Source organism: Streptomyces sp. N50, assembly GCF_033335955.1.
In the GTDB taxonomy this organism is placed as follows: Bacteria; Actinomycetota; Actinomycetes; order Streptomycetales; family Streptomycetaceae; genus Streptomyces.
The window spans coordinates 1,931,824-1,955,524 of record NZ_CP137549.1 but is presented as its reverse complement, the minus strand read 5'-3'; the positions used below and the strand labels follow the sequence as shown (position 1 = coordinate 1,955,524).

The 23,701-nt window shown below is 71.1% G+C and carries 22 protein-coding genes; 11 read left to right on the top strand and 11 right to left on the bottom strand.

The genetic code is table 11. From position 1 onward, the window contains the following. Positions 1 to 141: 141 nt before the first annotated feature. From R2B38_RS08385 to R2B38_RS08370, 4 genes are all read right to left on the bottom strand, one after another. The gene (locus R2B38_RS08385) at positions 142 to 1,629 is read right to left on the bottom strand and encodes a glutamate synthase subunit beta (RefSeq protein WP_318021608.1); all 1,488 of its coding nucleotides are present in this window, start codon (positions 1,627 to 1,629) and stop codon (positions 142 to 144) included. 177 nt (positions 1,630 to 1,806) lie between these two features. Next, the gene (locus tag R2B38_RS08380) at positions 1,807 to 2,286 is read right to left on the bottom strand and encodes a DUF1772 domain-containing protein (RefSeq protein ID WP_318015656.1); all 480 of its coding nucleotides are present in this window, start codon (positions 2,284 to 2,286) and stop codon (positions 1,807 to 1,809) included. Between the two features lie 243 nt (positions 2,287 to 2,529). Continuing rightward, positions 2,530 to 3,249, bottom strand: a complete 720-nt coding sequence (locus R2B38_RS08375) for a DUF2293 domain-containing protein (RefSeq protein ID WP_318015655.1) — start codon at positions 3,247 to 3,249, stop codon at positions 2,530 to 2,532. Between the two features lie 35 nt (positions 3,250 to 3,284). Continuing rightward, positions 3,285 to 3,983, bottom strand: a complete 699-nt coding sequence (locus R2B38_RS08370) for an NAD(P)-dependent oxidoreductase (protein ID WP_318015654.1) — start codon at positions 3,981 to 3,983, stop codon at positions 3,285 to 3,287. Positions 3,984 to 4,082: 99 nt separating this feature from the next. Here R2B38_RS08370 and R2B38_RS08365 point away from each other — a divergent pair, with 99 nt between their 5' ends. From R2B38_RS08365 to R2B38_RS08355, 3 genes are all read left to right on the top strand, one after another. Then, positions 4,083 to 4,478, top strand: a complete 396-nt coding sequence (locus R2B38_RS08365; RefSeq protein WP_318015653.1) for a helix-turn-helix domain-containing protein — start codon at positions 4,083 to 4,085, stop codon at positions 4,476 to 4,478. A 17-nt stretch (positions 4,479 to 4,495) separates the two neighbouring features. Continuing rightward, positions 4,496 to 5,137 (top strand): uridine kinase, encoded by a 642-nt coding sequence (locus tag R2B38_RS08360; protein ID WP_318015652.1) that lies wholly within the window; start codon positions 4,496 to 4,498, stop codon positions 5,135 to 5,137. 166 nt (positions 5,138 to 5,303) lie between these two features. Beyond that, the gene (locus R2B38_RS08355) at positions 5,304 to 5,732 is read left to right on the top strand and encodes a CBS domain-containing protein (protein ID WP_019060469.1); all 429 of its coding nucleotides are present in this window, start codon (positions 5,304 to 5,306) and stop codon (positions 5,730 to 5,732) included. 91 nt (positions 5,733 to 5,823) lie between these two features. On the opposite strand, the gene corA is transcribed toward R2B38_RS08355, so the two are convergent. Then, entirely contained in the window at positions 5,824 to 6,951 is a 1,128-nt protein-coding gene (corA, locus tag R2B38_RS08350; protein ID WP_318015651.1) for a magnesium/cobalt transporter CorA, read from the bottom strand. 307 nt (positions 6,952 to 7,258) lie between these two features. On the opposite strand from corA, the gene R2B38_RS08345 reads away from it, so the two are divergent. Beyond that, positions 7,259 to 8,053 (top strand): methyltransferase domain-containing protein, encoded by a 795-nt coding sequence (locus tag R2B38_RS08345; RefSeq protein WP_318015650.1) that lies wholly within the window; start codon positions 7,259 to 7,261, stop codon positions 8,051 to 8,053. A gap of 476 nt (positions 8,054 to 8,529) precedes the next feature. On the opposite strand, the gene R2B38_RS08340 is transcribed toward R2B38_RS08345, so the two are convergent. The 6 genes from R2B38_RS08340 to R2B38_RS08315 form a co-directional block, all read right to left on the bottom strand. Further along, positions 8,530 to 9,444, bottom strand: coding sequence for a sugar kinase (locus R2B38_RS08340; RefSeq protein ID WP_318015649.1), 915 nt, complete (start codon positions 9,442 to 9,444; stop codon positions 8,530 to 8,532). Further along, complete coding sequence (locus R2B38_RS08335; RefSeq protein WP_318015648.1) at positions 9,441 to 10,349, bottom strand: pseudouridine-5'-phosphate glycosidase; 909 nt, start codon at positions 10,347 to 10,349, stop codon at positions 9,441 to 9,443. The genes R2B38_RS08340 and R2B38_RS08335 overlap by 4 nt, the downstream gene beginning before the upstream one ends. A 138-nt stretch (positions 10,350 to 10,487) precedes the next feature. After that, complete coding sequence (gene fdhA / locus R2B38_RS08330; RefSeq protein WP_318015647.1) at positions 10,488 to 11,720, bottom strand: formaldehyde dehydrogenase, glutathione-independent; 1,233 nt, start codon at positions 11,718 to 11,720, stop codon at positions 10,488 to 10,490. Between the two features lie 70 nt (positions 11,721 to 11,790). Beyond that, the gene (locus R2B38_RS08325; RefSeq protein WP_318015646.1) at positions 11,791 to 13,101 is read right to left on the bottom strand and encodes an MFS transporter; all 1,311 of its coding nucleotides are present in this window, start codon (positions 13,099 to 13,101) and stop codon (positions 11,791 to 11,793) included. Between the two features lie 91 nt (positions 13,102 to 13,192). Further along, positions 13,193 to 13,747 carry a methylated-DNA--[protein]-cysteine S-methyltransferase gene (locus R2B38_RS08320; protein ID WP_318015645.1) on the bottom strand — a complete coding sequence of 185 codons (555 nt, stop codon included), beginning with the start codon at positions 13,745 to 13,747 and terminating at the stop codon, positions 13,193 to 13,195. Between the two features lie 45 nt (positions 13,748 to 13,792). Further along, the gene (locus tag R2B38_RS08315; RefSeq protein ID WP_318015644.1) at positions 13,793 to 14,668 is read right to left on the bottom strand and encodes a glycerophosphodiester phosphodiesterase; all 876 of its coding nucleotides are present in this window, start codon (positions 14,666 to 14,668) and stop codon (positions 13,793 to 13,795) included. 278 nt (positions 14,669 to 14,946) lie between these two features. Between R2B38_RS08315 and R2B38_RS08310 the strand changes: the two genes are divergently transcribed. From R2B38_RS08310 to R2B38_RS08280, 7 genes are all read left to right on the top strand, one after another. Continuing rightward, on the top strand, positions 14,947 to 15,810 hold the full coding sequence (locus R2B38_RS08310) for an MHYT domain-containing protein (protein ID WP_318015643.1): 864 nt from the start codon (positions 14,947 to 14,949) through the stop codon (positions 15,808 to 15,810). A gap of 40 nt (positions 15,811 to 15,850) precedes the next feature. After that, positions 15,851 to 17,989 carry an excinuclease ABC subunit UvrB gene (uvrB, locus tag R2B38_RS08305; RefSeq protein WP_318015642.1) on the top strand — a complete coding sequence of 713 codons (2,139 nt, stop codon included), beginning with the start codon at positions 15,851 to 15,853 and terminating at the stop codon, positions 17,987 to 17,989. A gap of 158 nt (positions 17,990 to 18,147) precedes the next feature. Then, a complete protein-coding gene (locus R2B38_RS08300) occupies positions 18,148 to 18,726 on the top strand; it encodes a TerD family protein (protein ID WP_033283094.1) in 579 nt (192 codons plus the stop codon). Between the two features lie 50 nt (positions 18,727 to 18,776). Beyond that, positions 18,777 to 20,795 (top strand): TerD family protein, encoded by a 2,019-nt coding sequence (locus R2B38_RS08295; protein ID WP_318015641.1) that lies wholly within the window; start codon positions 18,777 to 18,779, stop codon positions 20,793 to 20,795. 234 nt (positions 20,796 to 21,029) lie between these two features. Then, positions 21,030 to 22,031, top strand: coding sequence for a TerC/Alx family metal homeostasis membrane protein (locus tag R2B38_RS08290; protein WP_318015640.1), 1,002 nt, complete (start codon positions 21,030 to 21,032; stop codon positions 22,029 to 22,031). A gap of 128 nt (positions 22,032 to 22,159) precedes the next feature. Further along, on the top strand, positions 22,160 to 22,474 hold the full coding sequence (locus tag R2B38_RS08285) for a hypothetical protein (RefSeq protein ID WP_318015639.1): 315 nt from the start codon (positions 22,160 to 22,162) through the stop codon (positions 22,472 to 22,474). Positions 22,475 to 22,535: 61 nt separating this feature from the next. Further along, entirely contained in the window at positions 22,536 to 23,639 is a 1,104-nt protein-coding gene (locus tag R2B38_RS08280; protein ID WP_318015638.1) for an ionic transporter y4hA, read from the top strand. Positions 23,640 to 23,701 lie beyond the last annotated feature (62 nt).

Below are 23,701 nucleotides of genomic sequence, written 5' to 3'. Positions count from 1 at the left end.
CCGAACGATTTCGTGAGCCGGGAGGAGAGCCCGCCCGGCGCCTCGTACCCGCGCAGTACGCCCCGCCTCATCCCCAGGTGTGAGCACGGACGTACGGCTGCTCATCCGGCAGCAGAGATCCCGACTGCTTCCTCCGCCGCCTCACACGGTCATAGGGCGGTCGTACGGCCCGATGGGGGCCGGGAGTTGGGAACTGCCCGTCAGATAACGGTCTACGGCCGCCGCCACCGCCCGCCCCTCCGCGATCGCCCACACGATCAGCGACTGCCCGCGCGCCGCGTCCCCGGCGACGAACACACCGCGCGCACTCGTCGCGAAGTCCGCGTCCCGGGTGATCGTGCCGCGCGGCGCCATCGCCAACCGCAGTTGATCGACGAGGCCGTCCTCGCGGTCGGGCCCGGAGAACCCGAGGGCGAGCAGTACGAGATCGGCGGGCAGGCCGCGTCCGGAATTGTCCAACGGGCGCCGCTGCGCGTCGACTTCGACCAGGTGCAGGGACCGCACGTGCCCGTCCCCGTCGCCCTCGAAGTGGAGCGTCGACGCCGCGAACAGCCGCGCGTCCGCGTGCGCCGCCGGAGCCGTCTCCAGGTCCCGCGCCTCCTCGTGCGCGGCCGAGAGCCGATAGATCTTCGGATACGTCGGCCAGGGCTCCGCGTCCTCGTCGCGCTCGGCGTCCGGCTGGGCGTAGATGTCCAACTGGGTGACGGACGCGGCCCCTTCACGCACCGCGGTGCCCAGGCAGTCGGCCCCCGTGTCGCCGCCGCCCACGATCACGACATGCTTCCCGGCGGCGGACAGGGGAGAGGCCGCCAAGTCGCCCTCGCACACCCGGTTGGCCAGCGGAAGGTACTCCATCGCCTGGTGGACGCCGGTCAACTCCCGCCCCGGCACGTCCAGTTCACGCCATGCCGTCGCTCCCGTGGCGATCACCACCGCGTCGTAGCGCGCCCGCAGTTCGGCCGCCCCGATGTCCCGCCCGACCGTCGTCGACGTACGGAACTTCGTGCCCTCGGCCCGCATCTGCTCCAGCCGCCGTTCCAGATGCCGTTTCTCCATCTTGAACTCGGGGATGCCGTACCGCATCAGGCCGCCGAGCCGGTCGTCCCGCTCGTACACGGCGACCGTGTGCCCCGCGCGCGTCAACTGCTGTGCCGCGGCGAGGCCGGTGGGCCCGGAGCCGATCACCGCGACGGTCCGCCCCGACAGCCGGTCCGGTGGCCGAGGTGGCGCGAAACCGTCGCTCCAGGCGCGGTCGGCGATGGCGACCTCGACGTTCTTGATGGTGACCGCGGGCTGGTTGATGGCGAGCACGCACCCCGCCTCGCACGGCGCCGGGCACAACCGCCCGGTGAATTCCGGGAAGTTGTTGGTGGCGTGCAGCCGGTCGGCCGCCGCGCGCCAGTCGTCCCGGCTGACGAGATCGTTCCACTCGGGGATCAGGTTGCCGAGCGGGCAGGCGTCGTGGCAGAACGGGACGCCGCAGTCCATGCACCGGTCGGCCTGCTTCGTGACGATCGGCAGCAGCGCGCCCGGGACATACACCTCGTCCCAGTCCCGCACCCGCTCCTCGACGGGCCTGCGGGGCCACTCCTCGCGCGGAGTGGTCATAAAACCCTTGGGATCGGCCATGGCCGTCTTCCTCGCGTCCGCGTACGACAGGCCGTGCGTCATCGGGCGGCACTCTTTCAGCCACGATAAGGCCCCGCGGCCGGGCGCGCAGAGTGGGACGAGACGGCTTTCTCGCGCGGTCCCGCGGGCGGCCCGGCGGGTCCTCACCAGCGCGCTCAGGTGATCATGTGGTTTCTCTCAGGTGAGGGCCAGCATGTACACCAGCGCGGCGGCGGCCGAGGCGATCGCGCGGACGTGATTCCACATCGTCCACTCGCGTACGTACGACGGCCAGTACGCGGCGGCCTCCGGCGTCCCCGGGTCCAGCCTCAGCAGCGCCTCGTTGCGGGGCACGTTCGCGACGAGGGTCAGCCCGAACGCGCCGAACAGATACAGCGCGCTGCCCAGCAGCAGCTCCACGGTCCCCTGATCCGGCCACAGCACGAACGTCACCACGGCGATCACCGCGCACACCACCGCGGAACCGGCGAACAGCAGCATGAAGGCCGGCGTCATCGCCGCCGTGTTGATCGCGTTCATCGCGGCGACCCCCTGCGCGGGCGGCAACCCGGCCAGCCCCCGCATGACCAGCACGGAGAAGGCACAGAAGACCCCGGCCATCACCCCGGTCGCGAGCACCCCCAGAACCGTCAGGGTGACATACGGTTCACCGATCATGCCGACACCAACTCCCGCCCGTAGAGCCGAGATCCTGCCCACCACCGACCACCGGGACAAGTCAACCCCGCCCCCGGCCGGGTCACCATGGCCGAGAATCGCCGGGGCATAAGCGGACGTCCACGAGGCCGTCCGGGGCGACGACAGCACGCTCCGGGCCGGTGACGGCGTCTTCCGGGTCGGCGGCGATGCCCTCGGGGCCGGCGACGGCATGCCGGGCAACCGGGTTCCCCCAAGGGCTCCTCACCCGGCCTCCGCCTCTTCCCTGGTCTCCGTTCGCACCCCGCATTCCCGCCACTCCCGCAGCACCCCCTCCACCCCCACCGAGATCCGCCGCCGCGCCTCATGTCGCGGCACCCCACTCATCAGCAACTGGTCGTAGGGCGTGTCCACATGTCGTACGGCCGCCACCACCGCCGAGACCACCGCGCCCTCGGACAACGCCCGCCCCGCCGCGCTCCGCCCTACCCGCCCGCTGCCCCGCGCCGAGGCATGCGCGGCGACGGCCCGGGCCCGTGCCTCGGGGCAGCCGGGGAACAGGCGCCGTATCTCCGCCGCGAACGCCTCCGCGAACCGCACGTCCTCCGCGGCCCGCCGCACCGCGTCCCGCGCCCGGCGCCGCCGTCGCGCCTCCGCGTCCGCGAGACACCGCTCCTCGGCCCGCGCGAGCCCCGCCTCCTCGACGAGGACACCCTGCCGCTCGTACCGGCCCCGCCGCCGGTGGAACCGCACCACCACCGCCGACAACCCACTCTCCTCCCGCGCCCGGCGCGTCAACGCCGTGTCGCCGCGCGGCAGGAACACCAGATGCCCGAGATCCACACAGTCGAGACACCGCGGCACACCGCCTTCGACGACCACCAACGGCAACGGCCCCCGACGGCACCCGGCACAGTGCCGCTTCCTGAGCGGCTGAACAACCAGAAGTCCACGGGGGGTGGGGGGAGTCGTGAGCGGTGCCATAGGCGATTCATTCCCTTCTGCCGCGCGCCTCTCTCCTATTTCTCAGCGGCCCTGCGCACGTCCCGCGGGACGAACACCGACGCGCGCTCGCGGTGCCGGGTCGGCGTCTCGATCTCGTCGAGCACCGCCACCGCCAGATCCGCGTACGACAGCCCGGGCGCGCCCTCCGGCACCCGCTCACCGCCCAGGCGGTGCCGTCCGGTGCGCGGGGCGCCCTGGTCCAGGCCGCCGCCCGGGGTGAGCATCACCCAGTCGACCTCGCTCCGGCCCGCCTCCCGCAGGCGCCGCAGTCCTGCCGTGTGGGCCAGCGCGAACGGCCGTATCTCCGGCGGGAACGCAGAGGGGTCGTCCATCACCGGCCGCCCGTCCGCCCCGAGGAGATCCGCGAACAGCCCGACCGCGACGAGCCGCCGCACCCCCGCCCCGGCCAGCCCTGTCAGCAACGCGTCCGCCGCCTTGACGAAGAAGTCGGGGTCGAGCGCGTCGAAGCCCTGCTCGGGCCCGCTGAACGGCGACACCGCGTGCACGGCACCGACCGACCCGCCCGCGGCCTCCCGCACCGACCCGGCATCGGTCACATCGCCCCGCACCACCGAGACGCCCGCCACCGCGAGTTCCGCGTACCGCGCCGGATCCCGCACCACGGCGGTCACCTCATGCCCACGCCCCAGCGCCTCCGCCGTCACGGCCCGCCCCGCTCGGCCTCCGGCCCCCAGGACCACGATCCCGCTCATGCCCAACTCCCTTGTCCGGCAGCGCTGTTCGCCGCCCGACCCGGACGGTAAGGACCTGAGGCCCGGTTACTTCAACGGAACCGGCGCTAGCCTCGACCAATGACCGACGCGACGGACGCCGTACGGCAGGAACCGCTCGACCCCCACATGTTCGACCCCGTCTGTCCCTCCTCCGCCATGCCCTTCCGCGTCGGCGACAAGTGGACCGGCATGATCGTCCGCTGCCTCGAAGGCGGCCCGCGCCGCTTCACCGAACTCCGTACACCGCTCAGGGCGGTCACCCCCAAGGTCCTCAGCGAGACCCTGCGCGCCATGCAACGGGACGGCCTGCTGACCAGGACCGCGTACGACGAGAACCCGCCGCGCGTCGAATACGCCCTCACCCCGCTCGGCCGCAGCCTCCTCCCGCTCCTCGACGCCGCCCGCGCCTGGAGCGAGACCCACCTTCCGCACCTCCTCGCGGCCCGGAGCGGCCACCGGCCCGACGCACCCTGATCGCGGCCTGCCGCATCATGGGCCCTGTGCGACTGGAAGCGATCACCTGGGACCGGCTCGGCGACCTCCTCGCCGAGCGTCTGCTCGACCTGAAGCCGGCCGACGGCAGCCCCTGGCCGCGCGTCGCCTTCGACGGCGCCCCGGCGGGCCGTCCCGGCGACCTCGCCGAGCGCGTCGCGGAGGCGCTGCGCGTCCGCGGCCGCTCCTCGCTCGTCGTCGGCACCGAGGGGTTCCTGCGCCCCGCCTCGCTGCGTCTGGAGTACGGACGCCAGGACGTCGAGGCGTACTACGACGGCTGGTTCGACACCCGTGCCCTGTGGCGCGAGGTCTTCGGCCCGCTCGAACCGGACGGCGACGGCCGCGTCCTGCCCGACCTGTGGGACCCGGTCGCCGACCGCGCCACCCGCAGCCCCTACGTCCAACTCCCGCCCGGCGCCGTCCTGTTGCTGCACGGTCCCCTCCTCCTCCGGCACTGGTTCCCCTTCGACCTGTCCGTCCACGTCCTCCTCTCGCCGGGCGCCCTGCGCCGCCGTACCCCCGAGCCCGAGCACTGGACCCTCCCCGCCTTCGAGCGCTACGAGGACGAGACCGACCCGGCCGGCACGGCGGACGTCCTGGTCCGCGCTGACGACCCGCGTCACCCGGCGTGGAACGGCTGATCCACGGACCCGGTGAGTCCCCGAGGGGGACCGGGGTGGCGCGCCGGCGCAGCGGAAGTCGTGACCGTCGGGGTGCGTTCACCCGGCCGCGCGGCGAGAATGTAGGGCGCCGGGACTAGCGGAACGTTCTGTGCCGCGCCGGCCGTCCGGCACCGGGAGGTACTTCATGACCACCGCCGGAGACATCATGCACCGGGGCGCCCAGTGGATCCCCGCCCATGAAACCCTGGACCGCGCCGCCCAGCTGATGCGCGAACTGGGCGTCGGAGCCCTGCCCATCAGCGACGAGAACGAACGGCTCTGCGGCATCCTCACCGACCGGGACATCGTCGTCGGCTGTGTGGCCATGGGCCACGACCCGGCCAAAATCACCGCGGGCGAGATGGCCCAGGGCACACCCCGCTGGATCGACTCCGGCGCCGATGTCGGCGAGGTGCTCCAAGAGATGCAGGGACACCAGATCCGCCGGCTCCCCGTCATCGAGAACAAACGCCTCGTCGGCATGATCAGCGAGGCCGACCTGGCCCAGCATCTGACGGAGGAACAGCTCGCAGGCTGGGTCGAGAGCGTCTACGCCCGCAGCGGTATGCGCTGAACCGCCGGGCGGTTCCGGGCGCTGAACTGCCGGACCGTTTCCGGGCGTTGTACCACCGGACCGTCTCCGGTTCAGCGGCTGCCGCTGCCGTTCACAGCCAGCCGTTGCGCCGGAAGCCCCGGTACAGCGCCAGACAGGACACGAGTATCACGCCTATGACCAGGGGATAGCCGAACCGCCAGTGCAGCTCCGGCATGTGGTCGAAGTTCATGCCGTACACACCGCACACCATCGTCGGTACGGCGATCACCGCGGCCCAGGCCGTGATCTTCCGCATGTCCTCGTTCTGCGCGACCGTCACCTGGGCGAGGTGCGCCTGCAGAATCGAGTTGAGCAGTTCGTCGAAGGACGCGATCTGCTCCTTCGCGCGCAGCAAGTGGTCGGAGACGTCCCGGAAGTAGGCCTGTATCTCCGGTCCGATCACCCGCATCGGCCGGGTGGCGAGCTCCTCCAGCGGGCGGCTGAGGGGGACGACCGCCCGCTTCAACTCCAGGAGTTCACGCTTGAGTTGGTAGATACGGCCCGGGTCCGCCCGCGCGCCGTTCTCCGCGAACACGTCCGTCTCCACCTGGTCGATGTCCGCCTGCACCGAGTCCGTGACGCTCAGATAGTCGTCGACCACATGGTCCGCGATCGCGTGCAGCACCGCGGCCGGTCCCTTGGCGAGCTGCCGGGGGTTCGACTCCAACTCCTCGCGCAGCGGCCCCAGTGAGCCGTGCCGCCCGTGCCGCACGGTGATCACGAAGTCGGCGCCGACGAACACCATGATCTCGCCGGTGTCCACGACCTCGCTGGTCGCCGTCAGCTTCTCGTGCTCGACGTAGCAGACCGTCTTGAACACCGCGAACAGCGTCTCGCCGTAGCGCTCCACCTTCGGGCGCTGATGCGCCTCGATCGCGTCCTCGACCGCGAGCGGGTGCAGGTCGAAGAGCTCGGCGATGCCCGCGAACTCCTCGTTCGTCGGCTCGTGCAGGCCGAGCCAGACGAAGCCGTCCTCCTTCTTGCGCACCCGCTCGACGGTGTCCACCAGGTCGCCGGCGACCGGCACCCGGACGCCGTCCTGATACGTGACGCACTTCACCACCGAGGAGCCCAGCGGTGACCGGGCATGGTGGCTCAGGTCGACCCGCGGGTGCCGCCGGGCCAGCCGTGCCACCTTGCGGAGGCCGCCGACCCTGCCGAGGCCCGTGACCTTCCGAAGATTCCCTGCCATGGACATCCGGATCTCCTTGCGTGGATCCCCTCGCATCGCATTTCTGCGCCTTGGCGTGCCAGTTTGCCAGGCCGAAGTGAGCCGTGGGTAAGCCTGTGGGAACGGAATCCTCCGCTTTGTTCCCGCCTGTGGACGAAGCTGGGGACGAACCGGTGCACGGTCACGACATGGGTGTGGTTGGCCGGAGCTTCGCACGCGACAAGGGGGTGCGGTGGGCCGGAGCCTCGCCCGTGCCGGAACCGGAGTTTCGCCCCGCCCGACAACCGGAGCGTCGCCCCCTCCCGACAACCGGGGCAACTGGGATGATCGCGGCATGACGCGATCCGACGGGTATCTCCTCGACAACCGGCAGTCCGAGGCGGGACAGCGCTTCGACGCCTTCGCCACGCTCTTCGACCCCACGACGTTCCGGCACCTGGAGGGGTTCGGTGTCGGACCCGGCTGGCGCGTCTGGGAGGTCGGCGTCGGCGGTACCTCGGTGGTGTCCTGGCTGGCCAAGAAGGTGGGCCCGACCGGAAAGGTGCTCGCGACCGACATCGACACCTCGCAGGTCGCCTCGGCCGCGCGCCCGCCGGTCGAGGTGCGCGTCCATGACGTCGGCGCCGAGGAACCGCCCGGGGAGGGCTTCGACCTCGTGCACGCCCGGCTCGTCCTCGTCCATGTGCCGGACCGGGAACGGGCGTTGCGCTCGATGATCAAGTCCCTGCGCTCCGGCGGCCGCCTCCTGATCGAGGACGCCGACCCCGCCCTCCAGCCCCTGCTCTGCCCCGACGAACACGGCCCCGAGCAACAACTCGCGAACCGCCTCCGCCACGGCTTCCGCAAGCTCCTCGCGGACCGCGGCGCCGACCTCTCCTACGGCCGCCGGCTCCCGCGCCTGCTCCGCGAGGCCGGCCTGCGCCGGGTGGAGGCCGACGCGTACTTCCCGGTCACCTCACCGGCCTGCGCCGCGCTGGAGTCCGCGACGGTCCGCCAGATCCGCGACCAGCTCGTCACCGCGGGCCTGGCCACGGACGAGGACATCGACCGCCACCTGGCCAACGTCGCCTCCGGCACGATGGATCTGGCTACGGCTCCGATGATCTCGGCGTGGGGGCGGAAGGCGTAGGCGGGGAGCGGGATTTGATGATCGGCGGGGGAGACTGCCGGTTCCGTTGCGGTGACGTGCTGCCGGTGCGGGGGTGGTCAGCACCCGGGGTTGTCAGTACCGGGTCGTCGGTGCCGGGTGCCGGGTGCCGGGTGCCGGGTGCCGGGTGCCGGGTACTGGGTGTCGGTTCGGCCGTCGGTGACTTCGACGACGGGGTGCCATGAGCCCGGCCGTTGCCGTTTCTCGCCCGGCTCGAGTGCCCTTCCGCTCGGCCCTGTCGTCGCCCGCGTGGCACGGGCTGCTGCGTGTCCGGGGCCGCGGGCGCCCCGGCCGAGGCGCCCGTCAGCCCGGCTCTGCCGGTGTCCGCCCGGTGCGAGCGGGCCGCCATCCGGCACCGCTGGCCGTCAACCCTGTACAGCCGCCCCTCTGCCCGACACGGCTGGGTGATCCACAACTGGCCTTGCGTCCAGCACCGTTGACCGAATCACCGTTACCCCTCACCCGCTCCCAGGCGGCCGCCCTCCCACCCGTTCCACCGCCCGAGCCCCCGCCCGGCATCCCTCCCGCGCGGCTTCCTCGGGATCGGCGCCCGCCAGCAGCGTCGCGAGGAACGCCCCAGTGAAGGCGTCCCCCGCACCCGTGGTGTCCAGGGGAACGGCCGGCTCGGCCGGTACGCGCGCGTGGACCGTGCCGGAGTGGGCGACCAGGGCTCCCTCGGCGCCCTGTTTGGTGACGACCAGGGGAACGTGGCGGCTCAACTTGGCCGCCGCGTCCGCCGGATCGGGCAATCCCGTGAGCAGGCAGGCCTCGTCACGGCTCGGCAGCAGGACGTCCACCCCCTCGACCAGCGCGAGGAAACGGTCCACGCCCAGCTCCACCAGGAACCCCGCCGACGCCGGATCCAGACTCACCGGCACCCCACGCGCGCGTGCCGACTCCAGTGCCGCGGCCACCAGCGCCCGGCTCGACTCCGAGAACAGCAGATAGCCCGACAGATGCAGCCGTACGACGCCGTCGAGCAGGGAGTCCGACCAGTCGTCAGGGTCGAGGCGCAGGGACGCGCCGCTGTCCGTGAGGAACGTCCGCTCGGCCGACGCCCCCGTGTCGACCAGGCAGATCACCGTCCCGGTCGGCGCCTCCGGGTCGACGACGAGACGGGGCCGCACCCCGGAGGCGACCAGCTCCCGCTCGTGCCACACCGCCGCGTCCGCACCCACACGGCCGAGCAGCCGTACGTCCGCACAGCCCCAATGGGCCGCCCAGCAGGCCACGTTGGCGCCCGCGCCGCCCGGCACGGTGCGGATCGTGGCGGCGGTGTCGGTGCCCGGGGCGAGCGGCCCCCGGTGCCGGGCGACGACGTCCGTGACGACGTCCCCGACGACCAGGAGCGCGCCGTTCGGCTCCGTCGTCACGCCTCGGCCCAGGCCGCCGCGATCCGCCCCGCCAGCCGTACGTTGCCGCGCACGGCCGCCAGGTTGGCGGTCAGCGAGGCGCCGTCGGTGTGCTCGACCAGGTAGCCGAGCAGGAACGGGGTGACCGCCTGCCCGGTGACGCCCTCCGCCTCGCACGCGTGCAGCGCGTCGGCGAGCACGCGCGCGTGCAGCCCGGGTTCCAACTGCTCGTCCTCGGGCACCGGATTGGCGACGATCAGCGTCGACTCCGGGGCGTCGAGCGCGTCCTGCGCCCGCATCACGGCCGCGACCTGCTCCGGGGTCTCCAGCGTCCAGTCCACCGGATACCCGGAGTCGGAGAGGTAGAAGCCGGGGAAGCGGTCCGTGCCGTACCCGGCGACCGCGACTCCCAGCGTCTCCAGGCGCTGCAGGGTCGCCGGAACGTCCAGGATCGACTTCACGCCCGCGCACACCACCGTGATCCGGGTGGACGCCAGCAGCCCCAGGTCGGCGGACTCGTCCTGCGTCACCGTCCACTCCCGGTGCACCCCGCCGAGCCCCCCGGTCGCGAACACCCGGATGCCCGCCCGCGCCGCCAGCAGCGCCGTCGCGGACACCGTGGTGGCTCCGCTGGCTCCCGCCGCCACCGCGAGCGGCAGGTCGCGGTGGCCCAGTTTGCGGATGCCGTCCTCGTTGGCAACCCGCTCCAACTGCTCCTTGTCCAGGCCGACATGGGGCCGCCCGTCCAGCACGGCGATCGTCGCGGGTACGGCACCCTCCCGCCGTACCGCCGCCTCCAGCTCCAGCGCCACCTGCAGATTGCGCGGGCGCGGCAGCCCGTGCGCGATGATCGTCGACTCCAGGGCCACCACGGGTCGACGCGCGTCGATCGCCTCGCGTACTTCCTCGGACACCACCAGCACCACGCGCCTCCTGTCGTTCGGTCTTCCCTCATCCCTGGCGGGTGCCGGGCCTGGTCAAACCCTCGCGGACTGTGGGGGACACCACCAGCGGGCGACGTGGAAAAAGGGGGCCACGCGTGCGTGGCCCCCACTTTCCGTGCCTCAGACCGGGCTCACACCCGCCAGCGTCCCGTGCGGATCGAGCACGTACTTACGGCTGGCGCCCTGGTCGAACTCGGCGTAGCCGCGCGGTGCGTCCTCCAGGGAGATGGGCGTCGCATTGACGGCCTTGGCGATGTGCACGCGCCCGTGCAGGATCGCCATCATCAGACTCCGGTGGTACGTCATCACCGGGCACTGACCGGTCGTGAAGGCGTGGCTCTTGGCCCACCCGAGGCCGAGCCGCACCTTCAGGGTGCCGCTCTTCGCGTCCTCGTCGACGCCGCCGGGGTCGGCGGTGACGTACAGCCCGGGGATGCCCAGGGCACCGCCCGCGCGCGTGACGCTCATCAGCGAGTTGAGGACCGTCGCCGGCGCCTCCGGGGCGTCCGGGCCGTGCGCCCGCGCCTCGAAGCCGACCGCGTCGACCGCGGCGTCCACCTCGGGCTCGCCGAGGATCTCGGCGATCTGCTCCCCGATGTCGCCGCGCGAGACGTCGACGGTCTCGCAGCCGAAACTCCTTGCCTGGCCCAGGCGTTCGGCGTTCAGGTCGCCGACGATGACGACCGCGGCGCCCAGGAGCTGCGCCGACGCGGCCGCCGCAAGCCCGACCGGACCCGCCCCGGCGACGTACACCGTGGACCCGACCCCGGCGCCCGCGGTGACCGCGCCGTGGAAACCGGTCGGGAAGATGTCCGACAGCATGGTCAGATCGAGCAGCTTCTCGCGTGCCTCGTCCCGGTCCGGGAACCTCAGCAGGTTGAAGTCCGCGTACGGGACCATGGCGTACTCGGCCTGACCGCCGACCCAGCCGCCCATGTCGACATAGCCGTAAGCCGCCCCGGGGCGGGCCGGGTTGACGTTCAGGCAGATGCCCGTCTTGCGTTCCTTGCAGTTGCGGCACCGGCCGCAGGCGATGTTGAACGGTACGGAGACGATGTCGCCCACGTCGATGAACTCGACGTCCGGACCCCGTTCGACGACCTCTCCGGTGATCTCGTGTCCGAGGACCAGCCCCTCGGGCGCGGTCGTCCGGCCGCGCACCATGTGCTGGTCGCTGCCGCAGATGTTGCTGGCGAGCACCTTCAGGATCACCCCGTGCCGGACCTTGCGGCCGACGTTGGCGGGTGCGACTCCCGGCCCGTCCTGCAGTTCAAGCGTCGGGTAGTCGATGGTCCTGACCTCGACCGCTCCCGGCTTGAGATACGCGACTGCCCTGTTTCCGCTTCCACTCATGCGTGTTCGCCGTCCCTTCGGCTCCGATCCCCCGGATGCCAGTGGCTGTGCGCGCGCACGGCGGATTCTGCTACCGGCTCGGCCTCCCGGCCACCCTTCGCGGGACATCGGAAACCGGGATCTTCCGGGAGCGGGTGAACAGGGCCAGCGCGGCCAGGGGTATCAGCAGACAGGCGGCCGTGAGATTCAGCCAGCCGTAACTCGCCTCGGCGACCACCAGTCCGGCCACCGCCCCGCCGATGCCCGCCGAGGTGTTCATCGTGAGGTCGGAAAGTCCCTGCGCGGCGGCACGCGCGGGCTGCGACACCGAGTCCGTGAGCAGCGCCGAGCCGGAGACGAGCCCTGCCGACCAGCCCAGGCCCAGCACGAACAGGCCCAGGGCGATCCGTCCGTGACTCCCGCCCGCCGTACCGGCGAGGAAGGCGGCACAGGCCAGCAGCCCGATCGCGAGCCCTATCCCGGACAGCCGCCCGACCCGGTCGGACAGCCTCCCCATGAGCGGTGAGAACGCGTACATCCCCGCGATGTGCCCGCTGATCACCAGCCCGACCAGATCGATGCTCGCCCCGTGGTGCCCCAACTCGACCGGTGTCATCGCCATCACCGACACCATCGCCGTGTGCGACACGGCCACCGTCACCAGCGCCAGCCGCGCCCGCGGCGACGCCGCCACCGCCGCGAACCCGGCCCGCAGCGACCGCGCGGCGGGCGACCGGTCCTCGTCCGGCGCGAGCGCCCGCGCCGTCAGCAACGGATCGGGCCGCAGCATCACGGCGACCACGACGGCGGCGACCAGGAAGATCCCGCCCGCCCACAGAAAGGGCCCCGCCGCCGCGGGTATCCCGAGCCCGGAGACGCTACGGCCCGCGGGCGCGGCGATGTTGGGTCCGAGGACCGCCCCTATGGTCGTCGCCCACACGACATGGGAGATCGCCCGGGCCCGCTGCGTCGGCTCGGCCAGATCCGCGGCGGCGAACCGTGACTGCAGATTCGCCGACGAGGCCGCCCCGAACCCGGCCATGCCGCACAGCAGCAGCGGAAAGCTCCCGATGCTCGCCGCGAGCACCACGACCCCGGCTCCCAGCGCCCCGACCAGATACCCGAGGACCAGCCCGGGGCGCCTTCCGCGCGCCGTCATCAGCGCCGCGAACGGCATCGACAGCACCGCGGTCCCCGTCACCGTCGCCGTGGGCGCCAGCCCGGACAGCGACTCGGTCCCGCTGACCTGCTTGGCCAGTACGGCGGACAGCGCGACCCCGGTCGCGACCCCGAGGCCGCCCAGGATCTGGGTCGTGATCAGCACCCCGGACACCCGGCGCCGCAGCGCGGGCAGCCGGTCGGCCGCGACGGGCAGCGCGCCCCGCCCGTCGACGGCGGTCACGACGCACACCTGGTGCCGCCGTCGCCGCACGCGCGCGTGAAGCCTCTTGTCATCTGCGTCGTCCCCCCGTAGTCCCTGCCCACCCGAGCCCTCAGAACAACGGCTCGGGCAGCACCCCCTCCAGCGCCAGCAGCTTCCTCTTCGTCTCCAGGCCGCCCCCGAACCCGCCGATTCCGCCGTCGCTCTCGACGACCCGATGGCACGGCACGACGACCGGCAGCGGATTGGACCCCATCGCCACCCCCACCGCCTGGGCCGCGAGCGGCTGCCCGACCCGTCCGGCCAGATCGCCGTACCCGACGACCGAGCCGTACCGCACACCGGACGCCAGCTCGCGCAGCACCTGCCGGTTGAAGCCGGAGATCAGGGACCAGTCGAGCGGCAGCTCGAAGTCGCGCAGATCACCGGCGAAGTAGGCCTCGATCTGGCGTATCGCCTCGGCCAGCAAGGGGGAGTCGGGCGCCTCGACCGGCTCGGTGCCCAGCCGGGTCGCCAGTCGGTCGAGGGTCTTGTCGCGCACCGCATCCGTGGCGTGGAAGACGACGTTGACCAGGCCGTCCTGTGTCGCGGCCAGCAGCAGGGGACCGATGTCGGTGCCGACGACGGTCCACACCACCCGCTGCTCGTTCTGCCCATGGCTGTCCATGCGCCCACCGTACGACCCGGCACTGACAACGCCCCGCGAGCGGCCTCAGAACCCGTTCAGCGCGGACCGCACCACGTCCGGTTTGTTCGTGATGAGCCCGTCCACGCCGTACCCGGCGACCTTCCATGCCGTGGGCGCGTCGTCGACGGTCCAGGCGTACACCTCCATCGGACTGCCGTGCGGGCCCGTGTGTGCGTGCACGGCGGAGACGTAGCCCATGGAGATCGAGCCGTACGACGGGTTGATCAGGTCGGTGAAGGCGGCGTACGACTGCAGCGCGGACACGGCGGGTGTGCCGAGGAAGGCGGTCCTGATGGCGGGCTTCAGGTCGTGCACGACGCGGATGCTGTCCGCGCTGAAGCTCTGCACGATCAGCCGGTCGTCGAGGTGCCCCTGGTCCAGCCAGCCCTCGTTGCCCAGGAGCTTGAGGGTCTGCTGCTCGATGCCGGGGTACAGCTCAGGGTTCTTGATCTCCAGGAGCAGGCTCTGATGGTTGTGCTCCACCTCACGCATGTACTGCGTGAGCGTGGGCACGCGCGTGCCTGTGAACGCGGGACCGAACCAGCTTCCCGCGTCGAGGCGCGCGATCTCGGCGGCGGAGAAGTCCTTCACCTTCCAGGGAGCTCGATCCGGGAACACCTTCTGCACGTCGGTGGTGCGCTTCAGGCTGTCGTCGTGGATGACGACGAGCTCGCCGTCCTTGGTGCGCTGGACGTCGTTCTCCACCCACTGGAAGCCGAGCTGGGCCGCCTTGTCGATGGAGGCCAGGGTGTTCTCGGGCGCATAGGAGGACGCGCCCCGGTGGGCCACGACCGTGGGCCACTGGGTGGCGTCGCCGGCCCGGGCGGCGGGGGAGGGGAGCAGAAGGGAGGCGGCCCCCAGGAGCGCGGTGGTCGAGGCGGCAACTGCGCGCAGGTGCATGCGTACTCCTCGCATCGAGCGATCACATACAGCTCAAGGATGACAGCGGAACGTCACTACCCGTGGGGTACAGGATGGACACAGAATGAATGGTGTTGCCCAAGTCCGCTCACCGGTGCCGCACAACTGGGGCAGGGCCGTGTTTCTTTGCCGGAAAATCGTTCGACCATTCCGGTGGGGGTCATACTCTCTGCGTCGACCCTGACCGTTCCGGCGGTCCTGGGGCTGGGCGCGTTTCAGGAATTCCGGAATGGAACAGGACGGAAGGGCAACTGCGCATGCAGGGCACGGTCGACGGATTCAGCTACGGACTCGTCACACCGCTGGTGGCCTACCTCATGGCGTGCCTCGGCGGCGCCCTCGGCCTGCGCTGCACCACCAGATCGATGCTCGTCACCCAGTCCTGGCGCCCCGGATGGCTCGCCCTCGGATCGGCGGCGATCGGTTCCGGCATATGGACGATGCACTTCATCGCGATGATGGGTTTCTCGGTCCGCCAGACACCGGTCCACTACGACAAGCCGATGACCTTCGCGAGCCTCGCCGTCGCCATCGTCATGGTGGGCGTCGGGATCTTCATCGTCGGCTACAGGGGAGCCCGCGGGACGGCGCTCTTCACCGGCGGCACCCTCACCGGCCTGGGCATCGCCTCGATGCACTACCTGGGCATGGCCAGCATGCGCCTCAACGGAAATCTCGAATACAACACGTTCACCGTCGCCGTGTCCGTCGTCATAGCGGTCGTCGCCGCGATCAGCGCCCTCTGGGCCGCCGGACAGGTCCGCGGGTTCCTGTGGAGCGTGGGCGCGAGCCTCGTCATGGGGCTCGCCGTCGCCGGCATGCACTACACCGGCATGGCCGCCCTCAGCGTCCACGTCCACGGCACGGCCCCGACCACCGACGGCGTGTCGGCCGCGTCCCTCCTCGCGCCCATGATGATCGGCCCCCTCGCCTTCCTCCTCCTGGCCGGCGTCGTCGTGATGTTCGACCCGCTGATGGTCATGGGGAAACCCGCCCAGGCCCCCGTCGAGCACAAGCCCGGCGTCCCGGCCGGCGCCCTCGTCCCGCACCCCCGGCGCGCACCCGTCCGCGCCGCCCGGGACCTCGGACACCGCCGCTCCCGCACCCCGCAGAACCGCTGATCCGACCCCGTTGTCAGTGGTGGGTCGTACGGTTGGTTCCATGCGGCCCGTTTCTCACATCGAACGTACGGTGGCGCCTTTCGAGGTCGTCAGCCCCTACCAGCCCAGCGGCGACCAGCCGGCGGCCATCGCCGAGCTGGCCCGACGTGTCGAGGCAGGTGAGAAGGACGTCGTCCTGCTGGGCGCGACCGGCACCGGCAAGTCCGCCACCACCGCGTGGATGATCGAGAAGCTCCAGCGCCCCACCCTGGTGATGGCACCGAACAAGACCCTGGCCGCCCAGCTGGCCAACGAGTTCCGCGAGCTCCTGCCGAACAACGCCGTCGAGTACTTCGTCTCGTACTACGACTACTACCAGCCCGAGGCCTACGTCCCGCAGTCGGACACCTACATCGAGAAGGACTCCTCGGTCAACGAGGAGGTCGAGCGTCTGCGCCACTCCGCGACCAACTCGCTGCTCACCCGCCGCGACGTCATCGTGGTCGCCTCGGTCTCCTGCATCTACGGCCTCGGTACTCCGCAGGAGTACGTGGACCGCATGGTCCCCCTCAAGGTCGGCGACGAGATCGACCGCGACCAGCTGCTGCGCCGCTTCGTGGACATCCAGTACACGCGCAACGACGTGGCCTTCTCCCGGGGCACCTTCCGCGTCCGCGGCGACACCATCGAGATCTTCCCGGTCTACGAGGAACTGGCCGTCCGCATCGAGATGTTCGGCGACGAGATCGAGGCCCTCTCCACCCTCCACCCGCTCACCGGCGAGATCATCAGCGAGGACGAGCACCTCTACGTCTTCCCGGCCTCCCACTACATCGCCGGCCCCGAGCGCATGGAGCGGGCCGTCAACGACATCGAGAAGGAACTCGCCGAGCGGCTGGCCGAGATGGAGAAGCAGGGCAAACTCCTGGAGGCCCAGCGCCTGCGGATGCGGACCACGTACGACCTGGAGATGCTCCGCCAGATCGGCTCCTGCTCCGGTGTGGAGAACTACTCGATGCACTTCGACGGCCGCGAGCCCGGCTCCGCGCCGAACACCCTGATCGACTACTTCCCGGAAGACTTCCTGCTCGTCATCGACGAGTCGCACAACACGGTCCCGCAGATCGGCGCCATGTACGAGGGCGACGCCTCCCGCAAGCGCACCCTCGTCGACCACGGCTTCCGGCTGCCCTCCGCCCTGGACAACCGCCCCCTGAAGTGGGAGGAGTTCCAGAAGCGCATCGGACAGACGGTCTACCTCTCGGCGACCCCGGGCAAGTACGAGCTCTCGCGCGCGGACGGCGCCGTCGAGCAGATCATCCGCCCCACCGGACTCATCGACCCCGAGGTCGTCGTCAAGCCCACCGAGGGCCAGATCGACGACCTGGTGCACGAGATCCGCAAGCGCACCGAGAAGGACGAGCGGGTCCTGGTCACCACGCTCACCAAGAAGATGGCCGAGGACCTCACGGACTACTTCCTCGAACTCGGCATCCAGGTCCGCTATCTGCACAGCGACGTCGACACCCTGCGCCGCATCGAGCTGCTGCGCGAGCTGCGCTCCGGCGAGTTCGACGTCCTGGTCGGCATCAACCTCCTCCGGGAGGGCCTCGACCTGCCCGAGGTGTCCCTGGTCGCCATCCTGGACGCCGACAAGGAGGGCTTCCTGCGCTCCGGCACCTCCCTGATCCAGACCATCGGCCGCGCGGCGCGCAATGTCTCCGGCCAGGTCCACATGTACGCCGACCGGATCACCCCGGCGATGGAGAAGGCCATCGAGGAGACCAACCGCCGCCGGGAGAAGCAGGTCGCGTACAACACGGAGCGCGGCATCGACCCCCAGCCGCTCCGCAAGAAGATCAACGACATCGTCGCGCAGATCGCCCGCGAGGACGTCGACACGGAGCAGTTGCTCGGCTCGGGCTACCGCAAGGCCAAGGACGGCAAGGGCGCCAAGACCCCCGTGCCCGCGCTCGGAGGCAAGGCCGCGAAGAGCGCCAAGTCCGCCAAGGGCAAGGCCCGGGACACGGTGCCGACCGACCGTCCCGCGGCCGAACTCGCCGAGCAGATCGAGGAGATGACGGCACGCATGCGTGCCGCCGCCGCGGACCTGCAGTTCGAGGTCGCGGCCCGGCTGCGCGACGAGGTCCACGAGATGAAGAAGGAACTGCGCCAGATGAAGGAGGGCGGCCTGGCCTGACCGCCCGCGTGGACCGCCCGACCTCGGGGTACGCGCTCTGTGTTGCAAGACCGACACAAAGTCCGATGCGGGGTTCGGCACTGTCAGTGGCGCTGCGTAGGGTTCTGGACATCCGCGGATTCCGCGGCAACAGGGGACAGTTCGAGAGGGGAACAGCCGTGACGGTCAACATGACCAAGGGTCAGGCCATCAGTCTGCAGAAGAACGACGGGTCCGGCCTGACCGCGGTGCGCATGGGTCTCGGCTGGCAGGCGGCTCCCCGGCGCGGCCTGTTCGGCTCGCGCACCCGGGAGATCGACCTCGACGCGTCCGCCGTGCTCTTCGCGGACAAGCAGCCCGTCGACGTCGTGTTCTTCCGCCACCTGGTCAGCGACGACGGCTCCGTGCGCCACACCGGTGACAACCTCGTCGGCGGCGTCGGCCAGGGCGGGGACGACGAGGCGATCCTCGTCGACCTCGCGCGCGTGCCGGTCCACATCGACCAGATCGTCTTCACCGTGAACTCCTTCACGGGCCAGACCTTCCAGGAGGTGCAGAACGCGTTCTGCCGCCTGGTCGACGAGACCAACGGCCAGGAGCTGGCCCGCTACACGCTGGCGGGCGGCGGCCAGTACACCGCCCAGATCATGGCGAAGGTGCACCGCACCGGCTCGGGCTGGACGCTGACGGCCCTCGGCACACCGACCAACGGCCGCACCTTCCAGGACCTGATGCCGGCGATCCTGCCGCACCTGTAGGACGGCCCGGCGCACACGACACGACACGGCTGAGCAGGGGGACGCGAGCGATGGCAGCCGAGCTGGTGCGAGGGCAGAACCACCCGCTCTCCCAAGCGCGCCTGGAGATCCGGGTCGCGGCCGGCCAGCCGGTCGTGGCCGCCGCCACGCTCGGCGACGAGCGCGGCAGGATCCACGGCGTCGAGTGGGTGGCCCACCCGGGCACCCCGACCCTGCCCGGCCTGGAGGTCTCCAAGCAGGCCGCCGCCGACCACCGCCTCGCGGTGGACCTGGGCGCCATGCCGGAGGCCGTGCACCGCGTCAGCGTGCTCCTCGCCCTGCCCCTCGGCGGCGACGGCCCCGCCCGCTTCGGCGCCGTCGCCGCGCCCTTCGTCGCGGTCACCGGCCTCGACGGCAGCGAGGTCGCCAGCTACACGATCACCGGCCTGGACGCCGAATCCGCCGTCGTGGCCCTGGAGTTGTACCGCAGGCAGGGCGCCTGGAAGGTACGGGCCGTCGGCCAGGGCTACGCCGGCGGCCTCGCCGAACTCCTCACCGACCAGGGCCTGCCCCAGGCCGCGCACCTCGCGGCCGGCATCAACGAAGCGGTGGCCCACGGCCTCGCCCGCTCCGTGGCCGCACCCCCACCCCGCACCCCGGACGGCGACCGCACCCGCCAGACGGCCACCCCGGCCCTCGGCCCCGAGGGGAGTGGGCCTACGGCACAGGGTGCCCCCGGAGCCGTAGCGCCGCAGCCGACGTCTCCGTACGGGACGCAGGGCACCCCGGGAGCCGTAGCGCCGCATTCCGGATTCCCCGGTTCCGCCGCGGACGCCGCCGACACCGAGCCCGCGACCCCCACCACCGGTGGGCCGATCGACTACAGCCACCCGCGTCGGCAGACCGGGGCGCCCCCGTCGCCCGCGCCGACGGCGCCCCCGGCTCCGCCCGGGCAGCCCGCGCGGCCTGTTGCCGGGGACGCGACCGGGTGGTCGATGGAGGAGCGGCTGTACAACCAGGTGTGGGGGATGTTCGAGGACCTCGCGCGCACCATGGCCGCGTACCGGAGCGCGGTCGACTTCGCGGACTCGCGCATGGAGAAGGAGCTCGACCAGGCCCTGTCCGACCCGCGCAGCCGGATCGGCGGTCAGGGGGACGCGGCCCGCGAGGCGGCGCAGGCCAAGCACGCCCAACTCGTCGACCAGGCACGGGCGGCCCTCGACCGGGACCTCGCCCAGCTGGCCGCCGAGTCCGAGGTGGTGGAGCCCGCGCTCCCGCCCGCGTTCGCCGGCTGGGACAACCCCGTCTGGCACGGCTACCGCGCCCCGATGGAGATCCCGATGGCCGTGCGCCTCGGCGATCTCCACCTCCCGGAGAGCCCCGAGCTGCGCGTCCCGATGCTGGTCCGGCTGCCGCTTGAGCGCGGCCTGTGGATCGACAGCGGTGGCGCGGAGTCCCTCGACGGCTCGTTCACCGACTCGCCCGAGCTGCGGCGTCTCGCGCTGGACACGGCCGTGGCGCACGCGGCCCGGCTGCTCGCCGTCTATCCGGCGGGCGAGTTCGCCGTGCACGTCATCGACCCGGCCGGGTCGGCGGCGCAGGCGCTGGTCCCGCTGGTGCACACCGGCGTGCTCGCGGCGCCGCCCGCCGTGGGCGCCGCCGGGGTGACCGACGTACTGACCCGGCTCACCCAGCGGGTGGACCTGGTGCAGATGGCGGTGCGCGGCGGCGCCGCCGACTCGCTGCCGCCCGGCCTCGACACGGCCGAGCAACTGCTGATCGTCAACGACTTCCCGCACGGCTTCGACGATCGCGCCGTGACCCAGCTGCGCTATCTCGCCGACGAGGGCCCGAGCGTCGGCGTCCATCTGATGATGGTCGCGGACCGTGAGGACGCCGCAGGCTACGGCCCGTTGCTCGACCCTCTCTGGCGTTCGCTGATGCGACTCACCCCGCTGCCCGACGACCACCTCGCCGACCCGTGGGTCGGACACGCTTGGACGTACGAGCCCTCGATGGTGCCGCCGGGCAGCCAGGTGCTGCGGACGGTGCTGACCGAGGTCGCGACGGCCCGCACCAAGCTCAGGTAAAGGGCTTCCACCTGCTCTTTTATCCTTTCTTTGGTAATCGCTTTACCTTTCCTTGGTGGTTGGGGTAGGCTTTTCCGTACGGAGGGGAGTACTCCCTATCTGCTGCGGCGTACCCGTCAATACGGATCAGGCCAGATCCCGGGGCGTCGGCCCTGGGCGCCCGTCCAAGGTGGAAGAGACCTCCGGTAGCGACGACGCTGACCATTTGCCGTTAATACCGCCGGAGGAGCAGTAGTGGATGTTTCCGTGACCCTGTGGGTCCTGACCATCGTGGGGCTGGCGGCCCTGATCGCGGTCGACTTCTTCATCGGCCGCAAGCCGCATGACGTGTCGATCAAGGAAGCCGGGATCTGGACGATCGTCTGGATCGCCCTCGCCGGACTCTTCGGACTCGGTCTGCTCCTCTTCGGGGGCGGCCAGGCGGGCGGAGAGTTCTTCGCCGGCTTCATCACCGAGAAGTCGCTGAGCGTCGACAACCTCTTCGTCTTCGTCCTGATCATGGCGAAGTTCGCCGTGCCCTCGCAGTACCAGCAGCGGGTGCTGCTCGTCGGCGTCCTCATAGCCCTGGTCCTGCGGGCCATCTTCATCGCGGCCGGCGCGGCCATCCTCGCCAGCTTCGCGTGGGTCTTCTACATCTTCGGCGCCTTCCTCATCTGGACCGCCTGGAAGCTCATCCAGGAGGCCCGCGCCGACGAGGAGGAAGAGGAGTTCGAGGAGAACAAGCTGCTCAAGGCCGCCGAGCGCCGCTTCGGCGTGGCCGACCGGTACCACGGCACCAAGCTGTGGATCCGGGAGAACGGCAAGCGGGTCATGACCCCGATGCTGGTCGTGATGCTCGCCATCGGTACGACGGACGTGCTCTTCGCCCTCGACTCCATCCCCGCGATCTTCGGCCTGACCCAGGACCCGTACATCGTGTTCACGGCCAACGCCTTCGCGCTGATGGGCCTGCGCCAGCTGTACTTCCTCATCGGCGGCCTGCTCAAGAAGCTGGTCCACCTCAGCTACGGCCTGTCGGTCATCCTCGGCTTCATCGGCGTCAAGCTCGTGCTGCACGCGCTGCACGAGTCCGGCGTCCATGTCCCGGAGATCTCCATCCCGGTCTCGCTGGGTGTGATCTGCGCGGTCCTGATCGTCACCACGATCACCAGCCTGATGGCCAACAAGAAGACGGCGGCGGCCGAGGCGGCGCAGTCCGGGACCGAAGGCGCCCCGAAGGACAGCATCGACGCCTGACCACGTCCGACGTAGGAGAAACGATCACCGGGAGCACCGCACGATGAATTGCCGACCACCGCTCCCGGTGCTTCGTTGGATACCGAGCGCGACCGGTCCGGGAGCGCCACGGCCGCGTGGAGGTATCCATGGACGTATCGAAGAAGTTCGTGCAGATCGTCGACTTCGAGACCGACCGCTTCGACGAGATGCAGGCGGTGGCCGAGGAGGCGGACAAGCGGATGGCCGGCCGGGCCGGCGGTCCGACGCACCGCCTCGTCCTGCGGGACCGGAACAATCCCGGCCATGTCCTCGTCGTGATCGAGTTCGACTCGTACGAGGACGCCATGCGCAACAGCCAGGATCCCGAGACCGGCAAAATGGCCGAGCGGATGGCCGCGCTGTGTACCAGGCCGCCGTCGTTCACCGACTGCGACGTACTGGACATGACCGAGTTCAAGTAGCGCCGGACGGGCCCCGCACCGCCGGAATGCGGGGCCCGTGCGCCTCTGCGAGGATCGCTTCATGATCACTCGGCTCAGGTCGCTCACCAACCGGTGGACGACCCTCGTACCGGTGCTCGCGGCCGTCCTGCTGATCTTCACCTGGGGGCGCAAGGATCTGCCCGCCGTGGTCGTCGCCCTGGTGACCGTGGTCCTCGCCGGTGCCGTGCTGGCCGCGGTGCACCACGCCGAGGTGATCGCCCACCGCGTCGGAGAACCCTTCGGCTCCCTGGTCCTCGCCGTCGCCGTGACGATCATCGAGGTCGCCCTGATCGTCACCCTGATGGCCGACGGCGGCGACAAGAGCTCGACCCTCGCCAGGGACACCGTCTTCGCGGCCGTCATGATCACCTGCAACGGCATCGTCGGCCTGGTGCTCATCGTCGCCTCGCTGCGCCACGGCACGGCCGTCTTCAACCCCGAGGGCACCGGCGCCGCCCTCGCCACCGTGGCAACCCTGGCCACGCTGAGCCTGGTCCTGCCGACCTTCACCACCAGCAAGCCGGGCCCGGAGTTCTCCGGCGCCCAGCTCACCTTCGCCGCGCTCTCCTCACTTGCCCTGTACGGCCTCTTCGTGGCCACGCAGACAGTGCGGCACCGCGATTACTTCCTGCCGGTCTCCCACCAGGGCGAGACGATCACCAAGGACCTCCACGCGGACGCGCCCTCCGCCCGCACCGCCCTGATCAGCCTGGGTCTGCTGGGCCTCGCCCTGATCGGTGTGGTCGGATTGGCCAAGGGCGTCTCGCCGACCATCGAGTCCGGCGTCGAGGCGGCCGGGCTGCACCACGCCGTCGTCGGCGTGATCATCGCGCTGCTCGTGCTGCTCCCCGAGACCATCGCCGCCCTGCGTTCCGCCCGCCGCGACCGGGTGCAGACCAGCCTCAACCTCGCGCTCGGCTCCGCGATGGCCAGCATTGGCCTCACGATCCCGGCCGTCGCCCTCGCGTCCATCTGGCTCTCCGGGCCGCTCGTCCTCGGCCTCGGCTCCACACACATGGTGCTGCTCGCCCTGACGGTCGTGGTGAGTTCGCTGACGGTGGTGCCGGGGCGGGCGACGCCGCTCCAGGGCGGAGTCCATCTGGTGCTGTTCGCGGCCTACTTGGAGCTGGCGATCAATCCGTAGCGCGAGGCGTCCCGCCCGCCGCGTGTGCGGTTCCGCAAGGCGAGGATGTCCGTGAAGCGAGG